Raw genomic sequence first — 19135 nt, forward strand, 5'->3', positions numbered from 1 at the left:
GAAATGCTTGGCGGTAAAAATATCCTTTTAGGAATTTCCGGGGGAATTGCCGCGTACAAGACTACATTTCTTGTTCGTTTACTGATTAAAGCTGGTGCCCAGGTCAAAATTGTAATGACCCAGAGCGCCAGCTCTTTTGTTTCGCCCCTTACATTGTCCACACTTTCCAAGAACCCAGTTTTGATGGATTTTGTGAACGAAGAGGATGGAAGTCTCTCTTGGAACAACCACGTGGAACTCGGTCTTTGGGCGGATATAATGTTGATTGCGCCAGCCACGGCCAACACGTTATCCAAAATGGCCAACGGAACCTGCGACAATTTGCTTTTGGCCACTTATCTATCCGCAAAATGTCCCGTTTATTTTGCGCCGGCCATGGATTTGGATATGTACAAGCACCCATCCACCAAGAACTCTCTGGATAAACTTGAATCTTTTGGTAATACCATGATTCCTGCTGAATCGGGAGAACTGGCAAGTGGATTGCATGGTGAGGGACGTATGGCAGAGCCTGAGAACATCGTAGCCTTCATTCAAGAAGAATTGAAAAAGGGACTGCTCCTTTCCGGAAAAAAAGTGCTCATTACCGCAGGGCCAACCCATGAGGCCATTGACCCCGTTCGTTTTTTGGGAAACCGTTCCACGGGCACCATGGGGTTTGAACTGGCCAAGAGAGCTGCTGATTTGGGTGCAAACGTGATTTTGGTTTCAGGTCCCACACATTTGAATATCGAACATCATAATATTCAACTCATTCGAGTGACGTCCGCACAGGAAATGTACGAAGCCTGCCATGAAAATTACGTGGAGATCGATATCGCCATATGTGCTGCTGCGGTAGCAGATTATCGTCCTAAAATAATAGCTTCAGAAAAGGTAAAGAAGCAGGAAGGCGACATGAAGATTGAGCTGGAACGTACTCCGGATATTCTTATGTCGCTTGGAGAAGCCAAAAAGAATCAATTTTTGGTCGGATTTGCCTTGGAAACCCAAAATGAACTGGAGAATGCCAAAGGTAAGCTCAAAAGAAAACATTTGGACGGCATTGTTCTCAATTCCCTTAAAGATGACGGAGCTGGGTTCGGGGGCAGCACAAATAAAATCACCTTTATAGATAAGAATTCAAGGATAAAAACGTTTGATTTGAAGACGAAGCCCGAAGTGGCTTCCGATATTTGGCAAGAAATCATCTCCAGAATCCATGCGTAACATACTTTTTTCTGTTTTTCTTTTATTTGCTGCCATCGGGACATATGCACAGGAATTGAATTGCCAGGTCACGGTGAACTCTGACCAAGTAGGGCAGACCAATCAACAGATTTTTAGGACTTTGGAGCGTTCCCTCAACGATTTTGTGAACAAAAGCAAATGGACGAACAGGACCTATCGTGAAAATGAACGGGTCAATGCACGTATGTTTATCACAGTAACTCAATACGAATCGGACCGTTTTGAGGCCAATATCCAAATTCAGTCAACAAGACCCGTATTCAATACCACATACGAAAGCCCCGTGTTCAATTATAAGGACAATTCGTTTAACTTTCAATATCAGGAGTTTCAGCCTTTAGTCTATAATCCAAACAATTTCGACTCCAATTTGGTGGGTGTTATTTCATATTATGTTTATATGATTTTGGGATTGGATGCCGATACATTTTCTTTGGAAGGAGGCAACGATTTTTACCGTCGGGCCCAAAATATCGTGACCCAAGCACAAAGTTCCAGTTACAGCGGATGGAGTCAGGACACAGGAGACCGAAGCCGTTTTGAATTGGTGGACAACCTATTGAGCAACTCGTTCAGGGAATACAGGATTGCCATGTACAATTACCACAGGAAAGGACTCGATATACTGGCTGATAACAATAGTACGGGCAAGCAAATCATTGCGGGAAGCCTTCGTTTGTTCGAAACACTCATTAGTCGCAGACCCAATGCCTTCCTGATTCAGACCTTTTTCGATGCCAAGTCCGAAGAAATCCAGAATATCTTCTCTGACGGCCCCAAGGTGGACATTGTAAAACTCAAGGAAACCTTAAACAAAGTGGCTCCATTTTATTCCAGTACATGGAATGAAATAAATTACTAGTGCAGTTCTCCAAAGAAATTTATCTTTACGGGTAAATTCTTCAATATTGCTAGCAAATCTATCCATCCAAAATTATGCACTCATTGATGACGTAAGTGTGTCTTTTTCCAACGGATTTACCACCATAACAGGGGAAACCGGAGCAGGAAAATCCATACTATTGGGCGGACTTTCCATGGTTTTGGGAAAACGTGCCGATTTATCATCTTTAAAAAACACAGCACAAAAATGTGTGATAGAAGCCGAGTTCGATATTTCCAAATATCAGCTCAAGCCGTTTTTTGAGGAAAATGAACTGGATTATGAGGATACTACTATTCTTCGCAGAGAAATATTACCAAGTGGAAAATCAAGGGCATTTGTAAACGATTCCCCGGTTACGCTGGATGTAATGCGTGCCTTGGGCGACCAATTGGTGGATGTGCACTCGCAGCACCAAACCATGCAGCTCACCGACAACGATTTTCAGATGAAAGTGTTGGATGCATTGGCCGATAACTCAGAAAATCTTTCAGAATATACCAATGAGCTTGAAAAGTTGCGGACAGCTTCCAGAGAACTTCAAAAGTTGGAAGATTTCCAAGCTGATGCCGATAAGGAACACGATTACAATAGCTTTTTGTTGAAGGAACTGGAAGATGCCAAGCTCAAAGAGGGCATACAGGAAGAACTCGAAGAAGAGTATGAGCAATTGAGCAACGTAGAACAGATTATGGAGCAGTTGTCCGCCGGGCATCAGTTGTTGAATGACGAGCAATTGGGTATTGTAGGCCGACTTACCGATTTAAAACGCGCATTCCAGGGCTTGACTGATTTCGGGGCTGACTATAAATCTTTGTACGATAGGATTCAATCAGTTTTGATTGAAACCGATGATATTGCATCCGAACTGGAACAAATGCAGGAAGGTGTGGAGGCTGATCCTGAACGTTTGGAAGTAGTCAATGGAAAATTACAGCAGCTATACGACCTTCAGAAAAAACATCATACGGATTCCGTTACGGATTTAATAGTCATTAGGGAAGAACTGGCACAAAAAGTAGACGCGGTTGCCAATATTGAATCCAAAATCAAAGAAAAACAACAAGAGGTTGACACTATCACCAAAAAGGTAGAAGCTTGGGCCAAAAAAATAAGTGAGGGCAGAAAGGCTGTCATCCCCAAATTGAATGAAAGGCTTCAAGCCAACCTATCATCTTTGGGAATGTCGGCAGCGACATTTAAGATAGAGGTAAATCCATCTAAATTACTCAAGACCAACGGTAAAGATGATTTGGTGTTCTTGTTTTCTGCAAACAAAGGCTCCAATTACGGAGAACTTAAAAAAGTGGCATCAGGAGGGGAACTATCCCGGATTATGCTCACTATAAAATCCATTTTGGCAGAGTATGAAAACCTGCCGACCATGATGTTCGATGAAATCGATACCGGGGTGTCGGGTGAAATATCCAACCGTATGGGCGAGATCATGCAGCAAATGAGCGGTACCATGCAGGTGTTCTCCATTACACATTTGCCACAGGTGGCCTCAAAAGGAAAGTATCAGTTCAAAGTTTATAAGGAAGAGGGAATGGAAGGGACGAGCACTCACATTAAACAGCTAAGCACGGATGAACGTGTAAGGGAGTTGGCCGAAATGTTGGGTGGCAAGTCATTGTCCGAATCCGCTTTGGCGCATGCCAGGGAGCTGTTACAATAAAACCACAAAGCTGCTTCCCAAACTTCAAATAGTTTAAATATCTTTGTGACACAATCAACAATAGCAATAAACTATGGCATACAATCTTTTAAAAGGTAAAAAAGGAATCATTTTTGGCGCATTGGACCCTAACTCCATTGCTTGGAAAACCGCTGAACGCGTTCACGAAGAAGGTGGCGAGTTTGTTCTGACCAACGCACCTATCGCCATGCGAATGGGGCAAATCAATGAACTGGCGGAAAAAACCAATTCAGAAATTATTCCCGCAGATGCCACTAACGAGGAGGACTTGAAAAACCTGGTGGAGAAATCCATGGAGATTTTGGGAGGAAAACTGGATTTTGTGCTCCATTCCATCGGAATGTCCGTAAACGTTAGAAAAGGAAGACATTACACAGATGAAAACTATAGCTTTACGGAAAAAGGCTGGGACGTATCGGCATTATCTTTCCATAAAGTTATGCAGTCACTTTATAAAGCTGAAGCGATGAACCAATGGGGAAGTATAGTTGCTTTGACCTACATGGCTGCGCAGAGAACATTCCCAGATTATAATGATATGGCGGACAACAAGGCTTATTTGGAGTCCGTGGCAAGAAGCTTTGGTTATTTCTTTGGAAAAGAACACAAGGTGAGAGTGAACACAATTTCCCAATCTCCGACCCCGACCACAGCCGGACAGGGTGTAAAAGGGTTTGATGGATTCATCAACTACGCGGAAAAAATGTCGCCATTGGGCAACGCGACAGCTGATGATTGTGCCAACTATACGGTATCACTTTTCTCAGATTTGACCAAAAAAGTGACCATGCAGAACCTTTTCCATGATGGTGGGTTCTCCAATACAGGGGTAAGTCAAGAAGTAATCGATGAGTTTTCGAAATAAACTTTAAAAAATATATGGGAAGCCACTCTTTTTAGGGTGGCTTTTCTGTTTGAGATGAACACTTTTTTTTCCATAGTGGTCCCGGTTTACAATAGACCCGAAGAAGTTCGGGAACTCTTGGAAAGCCTTCAAAAACAAGACTTCCAGAAAGATTTTGAGGTGGTTATTGTTGAGGACGGGTCTTCACAAAGTTCGGAGGAAGTAGTGGATAGGTTTCAGGGTAAGTTGAATATTTCCTACTACTTCAAGAAAAATTCGGGACCCGGGGATTCCAGAAATTTTGGAATGCAACATGCCAAAGGAAATTATTTCATCATTCTGGATTCGGACTGTATCCTGCCAAAGCAATATTTGTCCGAAGTGGACAAGGAACTAACAAGGGAGTTTGTACACTGTTTTGGTGGCCCCGATGCCGCAGATGAATCCTTTACCACCATTCAGAAAGCCATCAATTATGTAATGACCTCTTTTTTTACCACTGGAGGCATAAGGGGAGGGGAAAAGGCTGTAGGAAAGTTTCAACCCCGTAGCTTTAACATGGGCATTTCCAAAAATGCTTTTGAAAAAACGGGAGGTTTTGGCAGAATTCATCCGGGCGAAGACCCGGACCTTACTTTCCGGGTTTGGAAAGCAGGGTTTGAAACCCGATTGTTCCCAAAAGCTTTTGTGTACCATAAAAGGCGTATAAACTGGAATAAATTCTATATTCAGGTGAATAAATTTGGGATGGTTCGCCCCATACTCAACAAGTGGCATCCCGGAACGGCAAAACCGACTTACTGGTTTCCAACTTTGTTTATGTTGGGATTGTGCGTTGCCATAATCTTGGCTATTGCAAGGCTTTGGTTGCCTTTAATGCTGTATGTGTTTTATTTTTCAATATTGTTTTTGGATGCTTTAATACGGAACAAAGACATAAAGGTGGCCATTTTAGCCATTTATGCGGCTTTGACCCAATTTACGGGATATGGAATTGGTTTTTTCAAGTCCACAATGTTGCTTAACTTTAGTAATAAGAATCCAGAGGAATTGTTTCCCAAACTATTTTTCAAGAAAAATTAAAGTGTTTAAAAAGGTATTGAACGGCCTCAATCAAAAGAAAGCGAAAGTGTTTTCGCTGTTTCTGTTATGCTCTTTTTTGGCGTGGTTTATTAGCAACCTGTCCGAAACGTATGAGTCTCGTACCTACTTTACGCTAAACTATCGTAATCTTCCGGATTCGTTGTTGTTGGGGAAGAATTCAAATGATGAAATTGAAGTCAAACTCAGAACCAGCGGTTTTCAATTTTTATACTATAAAATTTTTAAGCGCCGTATTGATGTTGATGTCTCTGAAGTAGAATTCCAAAATGGGGATTATGTGTTGAGCAAGGAGGTGTTGAGGAGACAAATGGATCAGCAATTATCACAGAACATATCGCTTTTGGACTTGGACAGGAACCAACTGGAAATAGACTTGTACCAAGTGGATTCCAAGAAGATACCCATACAGGCGAGAGTGGATTTACAGCTTCAGCAAAACTATATTCTGGATGGGAAAATTAAGGTTTCACCGGATTCGGTTGAGGTGAAAGGACCAAAAAATGAAATTGATACCATTAAATCAATAAAAACATCATCCATACAACTAACCAACGTCAATACCGATTTTTCCAACGAAGTTACCCTGATCTTCCCAAAAGGATTGGACAACAGTATTTTTTCGGTAGGTAGGGCAAAGGTTTTTGGTAAGGTCTCAAAGTTTTCAGAAAAGATTTTTGAGGTGCCTGTGCAAGTGCTGAATATTCCAGAAGGGTATCAAGTAAGGACCTTTCCCAATTCAGTAACCGTGTTGTGCAAGGCGACTATTGAGCGTTTGAAGGAAATTTCGGCCTCCGACTTTGAAATTGTTGCAGATTATGGACAATTAAATGGGGCTGAAAGCAGTACTTTGTTCTTGGAGATTACACAAAGCCCACAAAAAGTATACGATATAAGGCTTGAAGAAAACACTGTAAATTTTGTTTTGGAACAGCAATGATGATAGTTGGACTCACCGGAGGGATAGGAAGTGGAAAAAGTACCGTGGCCAAAATGTTCAAGGAACTTGGTATTCCTGTGTATGATTCTGATATGGAGGCCAAAAAATTGATGGAGACATCAACAGAAGTTAAAGCAGCTATTATGGATTTGTTGGGTAAAAAGGCTTATGGCAAAGATGGTTTGAACAGGTCGCACATAGCGGATAAAGTGTTTAAGGACCCTGAGTTGCTCCAAAAACTCAACAATATTGTACATCCGGTGGTTCGAAAGCATTTTTTGGAGTGGGCCAACCGTCAAAAATCGCCCTATGTAATACAGGAAACTGCATTGATTTTTGAAAATAATGCCCAGGACAAATATGATTGTACTATCTTAGTGACAGCACCTGTAGAGACTCGGATTAAAAGAGTAATGGACAGGGATAAAGTTGAAAAGCAAGCTGTTGTTGATCGGATAAACAATCAATTGAAAGATGAACAAAAGCTCGATTTAACCAATTTTTCAATCGAAAACCTTGAATTGGCCAAAACCAAAAGAAAGGTTAAAGAACTACACCTCAAACTTTTAGCTTTAGCATCTAAATTTTAACATTTATGTTAAGTTTTGGTTAAACGCTAAAATTACTAAATGTTAAATTTTTAATTTTACACCAATGAACAAGAAGCTATTCGTTCTTCTGGTTGTTCTTATGAGCTTATCCCTTTTAGGGATAATTTTCGTGCAAGTTTATTGGATACGCACATCTATAAACGATAAAGAGGAACAATTCTCAAGAACAGTCACAGATATATTGGACAAAGTAGCGAGTAGGGTGGAGAAGCGGGAGATGAAGGAATACTCGGACCGTTTGGCTTCTCTGGCGGATAGCGTTGGTGAACCTAAAAGCGCACAATACAAAAATTTCATGTTTGTAGAACGGGATCTCAATTCTGATGAAATTCTTTTTTACTCCCATGGAATTCTTGAAGAAGATTACAATATAACCTCAGCGTTCTTTGATAATACATTAGGTGGCAAGGATACCACTACACTTAAAAACATTACAAGCCGAAGAACCAAAAGTGTTTTTAAAGAAGAGTTTGGTCTTGATGGAAAAAGTTATAACCTAACTCCTATAGAAAAAGTAACCAATATTGGCAAGCTAAGTAGCATTGAAAAGGCCCAATGGGAGGATGTTTTTATGGAGTACGCCAAAATTCAACCCATTCACAAACGGGTTTCCAAGCAAGAACTGGAACTGCTCCTTAGCCAAGAACTAAAAAACAGGAACATAGATATAGACTATGAATATGGGGTATACAGCCAAGGTTACCCTACCAAGGTACGGTCTAGGAAATTTAAATTTTCCAGTTCCAAAATGTACAAGGCACCCATTTTTAAGGATAGTGAAGGCATGTCCAACTTTTCGCTATTGCTAACATTCCCTAGTATGGAGCGCTACATATTTGGTTCGGTAATGGGAATGGCATTACTATCACTGGTTTTTACATTGGTGATTATGCTAGCATACTCTAGCGCCATTTACCAATTGATCAAACAAAAGCGCATCTCTGAAATCAAGTCCGATTTCATCAATAATATGACGCATGAGTTCAAAACGCCCATTGCGACCATAAATTTGGCGGTAGAGGCAATTCGAAATCCAAAATCCATTGAGGACAAGGAAAAAGTGTTGCGTTATTTGGGCATGATTCGAGATGAGAACAAACGTATGCATGCACAGGTGGAAAATGTTCTGAGAATATCCAAATTGGAAAAAAACCAGTTGGACATTAGTAAGGACAGGGTCAATATGCACGATATCATTACTGACGCCATCGCCCATATTGAACTGATTGTACAGGATAGGGGAGGATATGCAAACGCCCACCTTGATGCAGAACGGTCGGAAGTATTGGCGAACGATATGCACATGACCAATGTAATGGTGAACATTCTGGACAATGCGGTAAAGTATTCACCAGAAACACCTAAAATTGATGTATACACCGAAGTGGTGAAAAATAGCATCATTATAAAAGTGCAGGATCAAGGAGCAGGAATGAGCAAGGCAGTGCTCAAAAAAGTATTTGAAAAATTTTACCGGGAACATACCGGCGACATACATAACGTTAAAGGCCACGGATTAGGATTGGCCTACGTAAAACGAATTATAGATGATCATCAAGGTGAAGTTTATGCAGAAAGTGAAAAAGGAAAAGGAAGCACCTTCTTTATTAAACTACCTTTAATTTAAAAGCAAACTATGGAAACAGAGAAAAAGAAGATACTATTGGTAGAGGATGACCCAAATTTTGGAATTGTCCTGAAAGATTATTTGAATATGAACGACTTTGATGTTGTTCTGGCCAAAAACGGAATGGAAGGTTTTGAGAAGTTCAAAAAAGACAACTACGATGTCTGTATTTTGGACGTAATGATGCCTTATAAGGATGGATTTACCTTGGCAAAGGAAATCCGTGAAAAGAACGAAAACGTTCCGATTATCTTTCTTACTGCCAAGACCATGAAAGAGGATGTTCTAAAAGGTTACAAAGCTGGAGCTGACGATTACCTGAACAAACCTTTCGATTCTGAGGTCTTACTAATGAAGTTGAAGGCTATCCTTCAAAGAAAAGCTTCAAGTTCTTTGGCCGATAGCAAACAATTTGAATTCGAAATCGGAAATTTCCATTTAAACTCCAAACTTCGTTTTTTAAAATATAAGGAAGAAGAGCCCATCAAACTATCTCCAAAAGAGAACGAGCTGTTACGTTTGTTGGCACTTCACGAAAACGATTTGATGCCAAGGGAACTGGCGTTGACCAAAATCTGGAGGGACGACAACTACTTTACTTCCAGAAGTATGGATGTTTATATCGCCAAGTTGAGAAAATACCTCAAAAAAGACGATTTGGTGGAAATCCTGAACATTCATGGTGAAGGATTTAGGCTTGTGGTAAAAGCTGAAAACGAGCAGTAGAACAAATTTCTCTTGTTGGCGCGAGCCTCATGGCTCGTGCCATAATTAAGTGAAAAAGACAGCGTAGGCACAAGCATGATGCTTGCACCAGCGAGGGGAGTAGTCTAATTACAGTCGCTCCATATGGGGGCACAGCAAAGTTAACTTATTTGAATTCATTGGTATTTGGAAATAGCTTTGCTGATTCTCCAGAAATTGATGATGTTGTGTGGGGTAAAGTACTTGCTACTGATAAATTATCATCATTAATGTTCAAGACAAAGCCTATTCAGTCTACTAATAACTTTTTACTCATAGTGATCAAAATAGATTAAATGCGATCATTCTGAGGTTTACAAGACCTGAGCCGCTAAACAAAAAAAAGGCTGGTTATTTGGATGCCTATTTTGCGTCCAAACTTAATCCAAGTAATTTTAACAGCTTAGATTTAGGAAACCTACAACACCTTTCTTTTTTTCGTTAATTTGTAGAGCTAGTTAGTCAAAAACAAAACAGAATTATGTTTCGAAATGGAAGATATATTATAAACAAATGACAATGCATTTAAGCAACAACCTTTTAAAATACGTAATTGTAGTTGGGATTATGAGCAATTGTGTAGCTACTGATAAATTTCAAGAAGGTGGTTCACTGAGAGGTGATTGGTATATTTCTAAAAATACGATTGACCATCAATTTTCATATCAAGAAGTATTCTTTGATGGAAAAGAAGTACATTTCTTTGTCTCTGAAGTATTAGATTTTAGGATACCAATCGACTATTCTTTTTCTGGAGGAAAACTACATTTTTTGAAAAATCAAAGGATGGATACGGTTAATTCATTTGAGGTACATTTTTATAATGATAGTTTTAGGTTAATTACTGAAGAAGGCGAAATAGAATATTCCAAGATTTTTGGGGAAAACACCCTGTCAAAATTATTTTCAAATGGAATATCTAGAGAGAAATTTGAATCCTCATTTATAGAAAGAAGAAATGGAAATCATGGTAATAACTAGCTAGTAGTTTTAAGAAGTAAGTTTTCAAGTAAAATTCGATCATTTAGTAAAACATTAATTTTAACACAATATCCAATAATCAACAGCAACTCATTTTGGTAATGTAGTAAAATAGTTGTTTTACCAATTTTTGAATTTAAATAATTAAAAACAAGTATTTTGGATGCTTTTCGGATACTGGTTTTTGTCGTTGTATGGGGTTCTTTGTAACAAGAACATTCATTAAACCTTATGATATAAGGTTTCTTCTTACCATCGTGTAGTGGATTAGTGGATGGAAAAAAACGCTGCCCCAACTGTAATGGATATGCCATAAAGAATGGAAAACAAAAAGGCAATCAGCGCTACAAGTGCAAACTATGCCAAAAATCGTTTCAACTACAATACCATTTTAAAGCCTATGAGCCCCAAGTGGATCCACTTATTAAAACGTTGTTAAAAGAAGGTTGTGGGGTGCGGGGCATTTCAAGAATCTTGGGGATTTCTCCCAAAACAGTACTCACCAGAACAATAAAAATAAGTAAGTGTATAAAGTCGCCATGCATAGCAAAGCACGGTTGCATTTACGAAGTTGATGAGCTTTGGAGTTTTATAGGGCAAAAGACCGAACTTTGATTCGGAATCCCATACGAGTGAGACCCTGAAGCCAGTTCGTTCAGGGTGACGAGATTTTCCAAATTCCCTTCGGCTAGACTCAGGATAAACTAAAGTCGAAACGTCGGAAGTCAGTTTGCAATAACTCAATAACTGAATAACGCACATAGTAACTCCTAACTCTGAACTAACTTGAGTCTTTGCTCTTGTTTCTCTTCTCTCTTTTGACACGAATTACACCAATTGCTCGAATCTCTTGTTAAATGTCGTTTTGATCTATCACCTTGAGCCCTTCGGCTACGCTAGGATAAACTAAAGTAAAAACCCATTGATTATCAATATGTTTAAGATTATCGGCTGTAATCGTACTAACCAAATCAGAATTTAAAGCTTTTTCATGATCTCCTCAACAATCTTTTTTGGTGGGTGCTCTATGGAAACGGTAATTGCTTTGGATGGGGGTTCCAGTGTATCAAATTGTGATTGCAAAAGTTGAGCACTCATAAAATGCCCTTTTCTTTTGTTCAATCTAGATTGTATTAATTTAAAAGACCCGTTCAAATAAACAAAGGCCATATTATCCCCCATACCTGCACGTAAAATGCTCCTGTAGTTCTTTTTTAGTGCGGAACAAGCAATTATGGCACCCTTGTCCCGATGTTTTACGGCCAATTTATTGAGCTGTATCAACCATTCCTTACGATCATCGTCATTTAGAGGGTTCCCAGAGCTCATTTTTTTTATGTTCGCTTCGGGATGAAAGTTATCACCATCGTAAAATGGTCGGGACAGTTTTTGTGAAAGTAGTTTTCCGATTTCTGTTTTTCCGGAGCCACTCACTCCCATAACTACTATCACTGTTTTACCGTTAGGCATAAAGGTTGGTTTTTAGTTGGTCTGTAACCATTTGTAGTACCTGGTTTGGCTCACCATCATAAGGCACCCAAAAAATAGCTTCATTTTTGCGCAACCATGTAAGCTGCCGCTTTGCAAATCGTCTTGTGTTTTTTTTAATTTCTGAAACAGCAAAGTCTAAACTGCAATGCCCACCAATATATTCAAAAAGTTCTTTGTAACCAACTGTTTGCAAGGCATTCAGTTTTCTGTACGGATATAGTTTTTTTGCTTCCTCCAGCAATCCTGTCTTCATCATAAGATCTACTCTGGCATTTATCCGTTCATAAATAATTTCCCTTGGTGCTTCAATGCCAATATAAAGCGTTTTGAACCCCCTTTTGGCTTTGGGTTGGCCCAAGAAAAAAGAGTAAGGTTTGTTGGCGGCTACGCACACCTCCAAAGCTCTAATCAGCCTATGTGGGTTGTCCCGATCAACAATTTTGTAATAGTCGGGATCTCTTTGCTTCAATTCTTTTTGAAGACTTTCCAATCCTTCCTCCTGTAGTTTTTGATTCAACAATTCCCTTATTTTCGGGTCAACCTCCGGGAATTTGTCCAATCCGGATACAACCGCATCAACATAAAGCCCACTACCGCCAACCATTACGGCAATATCTTTTTTTTGAAATAAACCATCCAATAGCTTAATGGCTTCCTTCTCAAAATCACCAACGGAATAGGGTTCAAAAATACTTTTGTGCTGTATAAAATGATGGGGTGCCTCGTTCAATTCCTCTTTGGACGGAACAGCCGTCCCTATTTCCATTTCCTTAAAAAACTGTCTGGAGTCGGCGGAGATTATTTCAGCACCAAAGTGCTTTGCCAATTGGATTCCAAGTGAGGTTTTCCCAATAGCGGTAGGCCCTACCACAGCTAATAAAACTTTTGCGCTCATAATAGATGTCCACAATTATAGCAATGGGAGGCATCATCCCGATGTCCTTCTGCACCACAGCTGGGACAAGCTTGTGTATTTAAATGTACTGCCGACCTGTTGTTTTTCTTGCTTTGGGCAAATTCCGCAGTAACGATTCCGGTAGGTACTGCAATGATACCATAACCGAGTATCATAATCACCGTTGCCAAAAACTGGCCTAGATTTGTTTGGGGTGCAATGTCTCCGTACCCTACCGTGGTGAGCGTTACAATGGTCCAATAAATGCTTTTGGGAATGCTGGTGAAGCCAGATTCATCACCTTCCACAATATACATAATGGTTCCCAAGATTACGGATAAGATCAAAACTACATAGATGAATACGGCAATTTTGGCACGACTTGCTTTTAAGGCTGACTGCAGTTGGGAAGCTTCGCCTATAAACTTTACCAGTTTCAAAATCCTGAAAATCCGTAGCAAACGGAAGGCCCGAACGGCAAGTAAAACTTGGGAACCAGCCAAAAGATAGGAGAGGTATAGTGGTATGGTGGACAGGAAATCTATGATTCCGTAAAAACTAAAGACGTATTTTAAAGGTTTTTTAATACTGATCAGTCGCGCAATGTACTCTATGGTGAAAAAAATGGTCACCACCCATTCCAATATCAAAAGGGTACGGTGGTACTTGGCATCAAAATCATCTATGCTTTCCAACATCACCAAAATAACGCTGATGATGATCAGGATAAATAGTACAATGTCAAACAACTTGCCCGATGGAGTGTCCGCTTCATAAATAACTTCATGAAGTTTGTTTTTCCATTTAGATTGTGGCTTGTATGCTTTCAATGATCAAGAGGTTAATTGTACAGTTTTAAGCCGATTGTTTTTTCTTAGATAGGTTTCAACAATAAATGTTGTGTTTTCATCACTCCTTATGGGAGTCATTATGGATTCCAAGATATGAATATTATTAATTTGATGGTTGAGTTCTACAAAGCCAAACCCTTGAAGTCTACCATTTTTAATCAAAATAAAACTCCTTTCTCCAGTTTCCCTTCCTTGGTCGGTCAGTGCAATATTCTTGTCCTGGATACTGTATTTTTCAAAAGCAGAAATTACTTTTTCGTTACAGTTGGATGCATTCAGTTCGGTTTCTTGGTGCAGACATTCATTATCGGTTCCAAGGGAAGAGGGGCAAAGTTGAAACTCTTGAGCAACCTTATTTAAAAAACTTCTTGCGGATTGCGTTCCGTTAAAGGCCATTTTTTTGTGCTCCAACGTTCGATTCTTCTCCACCTCCAAAATAATATGCTCGGTACCATTTTGATTAAAATCAATGGTGTGTGAAAAGAGCTTCTTTTTAGAGACATGATTATAGCGGGGTTTCTTCTTTTTTTGCTCCACATAGGCCTTTAAAATAGCAATAAGCTCGCTTCCAGTGGTTTCGTATGTTACTTTCTTGGTTTCTTTTTGAAGTTTTCGTGCAATCTTACCCACGTTGGTAAAATGTTGGTTCACCCTCTTTTTGATATTCTTGGTCTTTCCAATGAAAATAATGTCACCATCCTTGTCGTGCATGTAGTAAACACCTGTTTCCGAAGGTAGGTCAAAAACCATGTCTAACTGGTTCGGCGAAAGTTCTCCATGGGTTTCTTCACGGATGACTTCGGTAATGATTTTCTTTTCCGAGTCCTTGTCCAGTAATAATTTAAAGAGTTTTAATGTGGCGAGAGCATCACCGTTGGCACGGTGCCTATCGCTCATGGGAATACCCAATGAACGTGCTAATTTTCCTAAACTATGCGATTCGGCCTCTGGAATAAGTTGTTTGGAAAGGTCTACCGTACAAAGTGTCTTGCGTTGAAAATCATAACCCAATCTTCTAAATTCCGTGCGAAGAATACGATAATCAAATTGAGCGTTGTGTGCCACCAAAACAGTACCTTCCGTAATTTCCACAATACGTTTGGCTACTTCGTGGAATTTGGGTGCTGAGCGCAACATTTTATTGTTGATGCCCGTGAGCTTGGCCACAAAGGGCTGTATTTCTCGTTCTGGATTGATTAAGCAGATAAATTTGTCTACCACCTGATGCCCATCAAACCTGTGGATGGCGATTTCGGTAATGCCTTCCTCATTATATTTTCCTCCCGTGCTTTCAATGTCAAGTATCGCGTACATGGAAAATTACTGGTTATGAATAGTTTCTAGCCCCAAATATACTGCTTCCAATTCGTACCATGTTGCTGCCTTCCTCAATGGCAATTTTGTAATCGCCGCTCATGCCCATGGAAAGTATTGTAATATCGTCCAATTTTGATTTGAGGTCATCGAACATGGATTTAAGTTGGGCAAACTCCTTGCGCACTTGGTTTTTGTCATCTGTAAAAGTCGCCATGCCCATTAAACCAACAATTTTGATGTTTTCCATCGCCTTAAATGCATCAGACTCCAAAAGTTCGTCCAGTTCAGTTTTGTCCAGACCAAATTTGGTATCCTCTTCGGCAATGTGGATTTGAAGCAGACAAGGAATTACGCGCTCGTGCTTTTTCGCCTGTTTGTTGATTTCCTTTAACAATCGAGGACTGTCGACACCATGAATCAGGGAAACAAACTCTGCCATATACTTGACCTTGTTCCGTTGTACGTGGCCGATCATATGCCATTCGATGTCCTTGGGCAAATCTTCCCATTTCTGGACCATCTCCTGCACTTTGTTCTCTCCAAACACGCGTTGCCCCGCCTCGTAAGCCTCTAAAATATCCTCGTTGGGCTTGGTTTTGGAAACTGCGACCAAGGTAACTCCCTCGGGTAGTTCGAATTTTATTGTATTTAGATTATCTTTTATGGACATAGTTCTCTATAATTCATAAATAGCCAGCCCGCTACGGAGCTTAGGCTCAATATACGTGCTTTTTGGGGGCATTACCAAACCTGCATCTGCAATTGCCTTGATTTCTTCAACTGTCGTGGGAACCAAGCTAAAACCTACCGCGTAGCTACCCGAATCCACCAAATCCTTCATTTGGATAAGGTTATTTTTGCCATAGCCGTAGCAAATTCGCTTATCATTCCTGAGGTCTGTGATGCCCAAAATAGGCTCTAAAATGGTTTTGTACAGGATTTGGGTGTCCAATTTGCTCAACGCGTCGGTAAACTCATGATTGGTCTTCCTGAAATGCAATGTATAGAACTCTCCTTCCAAATACATACTGAATTCATGTTTTTTGGATGGTTTGCACAGTCCGTCCTCTCTTTTTTCTATTCTAAAATGCTCGTCCAACTGAATCAGAAACTCCTTTTTCGAAAATCCGTTCAAATCTTTGACCATACGATTGAACTCAGAGATTTTCATTTGGGATTCAGGAATCAAGTAGGCCATAAAATAATTGTAGGGCTCGTCTCCAGTATGATTTTCGTTTTCGGACTTTTTTAAATCAGCCAGTAAGCTGGATGATGCACTACGGTGATGTCCATCGGCAATGTAGAGTGCGTTAAGGTCGCCAAAGGCCTTTTCCAGTTTTTCAATTCCTTCGGGATAGGAGATTTTCCAAAGCTTGTGATTTACCCTATCCGTGGTAGTGAAGTCGTATTCGGGTTTCCGTTCAATTTTGCGTTGAAAGATTTCATCCACGGTTTCATTGTCCTCATAGGTCATTAAAACAGGTTCCGCATTAAAACCTACCGTATGAAGGTAATCGGCGAACAGCTCTTCGCGATCCTCAATGGTGTCCTCGTGTTTTTTTATGATATTGCCCCTGTAATCATCCACGCTGCAAGCACAAAAGAACCCTAAGCTTTTAAAATTGCCATTTTCAATTTGATACAAATAGAAGCTGGGCTCTTCGTCTTTTTGAAAGATGTTTTCCTCCAAAAATTCCAAGTACCGATTGTGGACCAATCCAAACCGTTCTTTCCCTTTGATGTTTTTTTCAAACTTGAACCCAGGGTTGATAATATGCAAAAAAGAAAACGGATTATATCGCAATACCGCTTTCAATTCCTCTTTGGAATATTCTTCGTAGGATCTTGAAGCCACAAAAAAAGCTTTATCCTTTGTGGGGCGAATGGCCTTAAAAGGTTTTACAATGGCCATGAAATATTATTTGAATTGTGTGGAAACGTTTTCCGCTTTTCTGGATTCGGAATAATCGTAAAAGCCTTCGCCCGATTTCACGCCCAATTTACCTGCCATAACCATATTAACAAGTAGGGGGCAGGGAGCATATTTCGGGTTTTTGAATCCGTCGTACATCACGTTCAAAATGGAAAGGCAGACATCCAACCCGATAAAATCGGCCAATTGGAGCGGACCCATGGGATGCGCCATGCCCAATTTCATTACGGTGTCGATTTCTCCTACACCAGCCACGCCATTGTACAAAGTTTCTATGGATTCATTGATCATCGGCATCAAAATCCGATTGGCTACAAACCCCGGGTAATCATTTACCTCCGTCGGGGTTTTGCCCAATTTCTTGGAAAGCTCCATGATGGTTTCCGTGACTTCATCAGAGGTACTATAACCACGAATAATTTCTACCAACTTCATGATTGGAACTGGATTCATAAAGTGCATTCCGATCACTTTTTCGGAACGATTGGTGACGGCACCAATTTGCGTAATGGAAATAGAGGATGTATTGGTGGCCAAAATGGTGTCTGCTTTGCAGACTTTGTCCAAATCCTTGAAAATTTGGAGTTTAATATCCAAGTTCTCCGTGGCAGCTTCAACCACTAAATCTGTATTGGACACGCCTTCTTTAAGGTTGGTATAAGTGGTAATATTGGAAAGAGTAGCTTCTTTTTTGGCCTCATCAATGACTTTTTTGGAAATCATTCGGTCTAAATTCTTGGTAATGTTCGCCATTCCTTTGTCCAAAGAGGCCTGAGAAATATCCACCAGGTTGACTTTATATCCGTTTTGGGCAAAAACATGGGCAATTCCGTTACCCATGGTTCCAGCACCGATTACAGCTATTTGTTCCATAGTATAGTATTTAAAACTGTTGTCAGTTCGAAAAAATTAGAGAATGACAACGATTATTGATCAAAAGATTCTATTATCTGAAGGGCCACGCGTAGGGCGTTGGTGCCTTGTTCCAAACTTACGATTGGGGTAGTATCGTTGTTGATGGCATCTGCAAAGGTTTCCAGCTCATCCAAAATGGCGTTGTTTACGTCTATTTCAGGGTTTTCAAAATAGATCTGCTTTTTCTCGCCTTCCGCATTTTGAAGGATCATATCAAAATCCCCAGGGTTTTCCGGAGCGTCCTTCATTTTTACCACTTCCACTTTCTTCTCCAGGAAGTCTACTGAAATATAGGCGTCGCGCTGAAAGAAACGTGACTTCCGCATGTTTTTCAAAGAGATTCGGCTAGAGGTAAGGTTGGCCACACAGCCGTTTTTAAACTGTATACGCGCATTGGCGATATCCGGTGATTGACTGATAACGGAGACCCCACTTGCGTTAATTTTTTCCACTTCGGACGGAACTACGCTCAAAATGGCATCGATGTCGTGTATCATCAAATCCAACACCACAGGAACATCGGTTCCGCGCGGGTTGAATTCCGCCAACCGATGCGTTTCTATGAACATGGGGTTCTCAATTTTGCCTTTCACCGCCAAAAAGGCAGGATTAAAGCGTTCCACATGCCCAACTTGACCTTTTACATTATGCTTTTTGGAAAGCTCCAATAATTCTTCCGCTTCTTCAAGTGTATTTGTTATGGGCTTCTCTATAAAGATATGTCTCCCTTTTTCGATGGCCTTTTTGGCGCAATCAAAATGGGACAATGTAGGTGTTACAATATCGACAACGTCCACAGCATCCATCAAATTATTGATGTTATCGTAATGGGTATAACCGAATTCTGCGGCTACTTTTTTGGCATTGATCTCGTCCGGATCATAAAACCCGACAAGTTCATATTCATCGGACTGGTTTAAGAGCCTAAGATGTATTTTTCCCAAATGTCCTGCTCCGAGGACACCAACTTTTAGCATATTACCTGTTTTCGTCAAAAATACGGATATGAAGCCAGTTTCCATAAATTTTTGAATGGAACTAAGGGGATATTTTTAGGGAACTTTTTAAATTCG

At 40.3% G+C, this 19135-nt stretch carries 18 protein-coding genes; 10 read left to right on the top strand and 8 right to left on the bottom strand.

The window, feature by feature from the left end:
* Positions 1–3: 3 nt before the first annotated feature.
* The 10 genes from coaBC to GO009_RS16610 all read left to right on the top strand — a co-directional run bounded on the left by coaBC (position 4) and on the right by GO009_RS16610 (position 10660).
* On the top strand, positions 4–1209 hold the full coding sequence (gene coaBC / locus GO009_RS16565) for a bifunctional phosphopantothenoylcysteine decarboxylase/phosphopantothenate--cysteine ligase CoaBC (protein ID WP_163627835.1): 1206 nt from the start codon (positions 4–6) through the stop codon (positions 1207–1209).
* Positions 1202–2092 (top strand): DUF4835 family protein, encoded by an 891-nt coding sequence (locus GO009_RS16570; RefSeq protein WP_163627836.1) that lies wholly within the window; start codon positions 1202–1204, stop codon positions 2090–2092. The genes coaBC and GO009_RS16570 overlap by 8 nt, the downstream gene beginning before the upstream one ends.
* 46 nt (positions 2093–2138) lie before the next feature.
* Positions 2139–3791 carry a DNA repair protein RecN gene (recN, locus tag GO009_RS16575; RefSeq protein ID WP_163627837.1) on the top strand — a complete coding sequence of 551 codons (1653 nt, stop codon included), beginning with the start codon at positions 2139–2141 and terminating at the stop codon, positions 3789–3791.
* Between the two features lie 73 nt (positions 3792–3864).
* Entirely contained in the window at positions 3865–4677 is an 813-nt protein-coding gene (locus tag GO009_RS16580; RefSeq protein WP_108246237.1) for an enoyl-ACP reductase, read from the top strand.
* Positions 4678–4731: 54 nt separating this feature from the next.
* Complete coding sequence (locus GO009_RS16585) at positions 4732–5739, top strand: glycosyltransferase family 2 protein (protein WP_163627838.1); 1008 nt, start codon at positions 4732–4734, stop codon at positions 5737–5739.
* Between the two features lies 1 nt (position 5740).
* A complete protein-coding gene (locus tag GO009_RS16590) occupies positions 5741–6697 on the top strand; it encodes a CdaR family protein (RefSeq protein ID WP_163627839.1) in 957 nt (318 codons plus the stop codon).
* Complete coding sequence (gene coaE / locus GO009_RS16595) at positions 6694–7287, top strand: dephospho-CoA kinase (protein ID WP_163627840.1); 594 nt, start codon at positions 6694–6696, stop codon at positions 7285–7287. The genes GO009_RS16590 and coaE overlap by 4 nt, the downstream gene beginning before the upstream one ends.
* Before the next feature lie 64 nt (positions 7288–7351).
* A complete protein-coding gene (locus GO009_RS16600) occupies positions 7352–8935 on the top strand; it encodes a sensor histidine kinase KdpD (RefSeq protein ID WP_163627841.1) in 1584 nt (527 codons plus the stop codon).
* Between the two features lie 9 nt (positions 8936–8944).
* Entirely contained in the window at positions 8945–9661 is a 717-nt protein-coding gene (locus GO009_RS16605) for a response regulator transcription factor (protein WP_163627842.1), read from the top strand.
* A 537-nt stretch (positions 9662–10198) separates the two neighbouring features.
* Positions 10199–10660, top strand: coding sequence for a hypothetical protein (locus GO009_RS16610; RefSeq protein ID WP_163627843.1), 462 nt, complete (start codon positions 10199–10201; stop codon positions 10658–10660).
* Between the two features lie 978 nt (positions 10661–11638).
* On the opposite strand, the gene GO009_RS16615 is transcribed toward GO009_RS16610, so the two are convergent.
* The 8 genes from GO009_RS16615 to GO009_RS16650 are packed head-to-tail and all read right to left on the bottom strand — an operon-like array spanning position 11639 to position 19039.
* On the bottom strand, positions 11639–12130 hold the full coding sequence (locus GO009_RS16615) for a gluconokinase (RefSeq protein WP_163627844.1): 492 nt from the start codon (positions 12128–12130) through the stop codon (positions 11639–11641).
* Positions 12123–13046, bottom strand: coding sequence for a tRNA (adenosine(37)-N6)-dimethylallyltransferase MiaA (gene miaA / locus GO009_RS16620; RefSeq protein ID WP_163627845.1), 924 nt, complete (start codon positions 13044–13046; stop codon positions 12123–12125). Before miaA ends, GO009_RS16615 begins: the two co-directional genes overlap by 8 nt.
* Positions 13043–13876 carry an ion transporter gene (locus GO009_RS16625; RefSeq protein WP_163627846.1) on the bottom strand — a complete coding sequence of 278 codons (834 nt, stop codon included), beginning with the start codon at positions 13874–13876 and terminating at the stop codon, positions 13043–13045. Before GO009_RS16625 ends, miaA begins: the two co-directional genes overlap by 4 nt.
* Positions 13877–13879: 3 nt before the next feature.
* Positions 13880–15211: an exonuclease domain-containing protein gene (locus GO009_RS16630; protein ID WP_163627847.1), complete on the bottom strand. Its 1332-nt coding sequence runs from the start codon at positions 15209–15211 to the stop codon at positions 13880–13882.
* Positions 15212–15224: 13 nt separating this feature from the next.
* The gene (locus tag GO009_RS16635; RefSeq protein WP_163627848.1) at positions 15225–15884 is read right to left on the bottom strand and encodes a YggS family pyridoxal phosphate-dependent enzyme; all 660 of its coding nucleotides are present in this window, start codon (positions 15882–15884) and stop codon (positions 15225–15227) included.
* A gap of 6 nt (positions 15885–15890) precedes the next feature.
* On the bottom strand, positions 15891–17126 hold the full coding sequence (locus tag GO009_RS16640) for a DUF1015 domain-containing protein (RefSeq protein WP_163627849.1): 1236 nt from the start codon (positions 17124–17126) through the stop codon (positions 15891–15893).
* A 6-nt stretch (positions 17127–17132) separates the two neighbouring features.
* On the bottom strand, positions 17133–18020 hold the full coding sequence (locus tag GO009_RS16645; RefSeq protein WP_163627850.1) for a 3-hydroxyacyl-CoA dehydrogenase family protein: 888 nt from the start codon (positions 18018–18020) through the stop codon (positions 17133–17135).
* Between the two features lie 53 nt (positions 18021–18073).
* Positions 18074–19039, bottom strand: coding sequence for a Gfo/Idh/MocA family protein (locus GO009_RS16650; protein ID WP_163627851.1), 966 nt, complete (start codon positions 19037–19039; stop codon positions 18074–18076).
* Positions 19040–19135 lie beyond the last annotated feature (96 nt).

The sequence above is a fragment of the Allomuricauda sp. TY007 genome (genome assembly GCF_010468565.1).
Lineage (GTDB): Bacteria > Bacteroidota > Bacteroidia > Flavobacteriales > Flavobacteriaceae > Flagellimonas.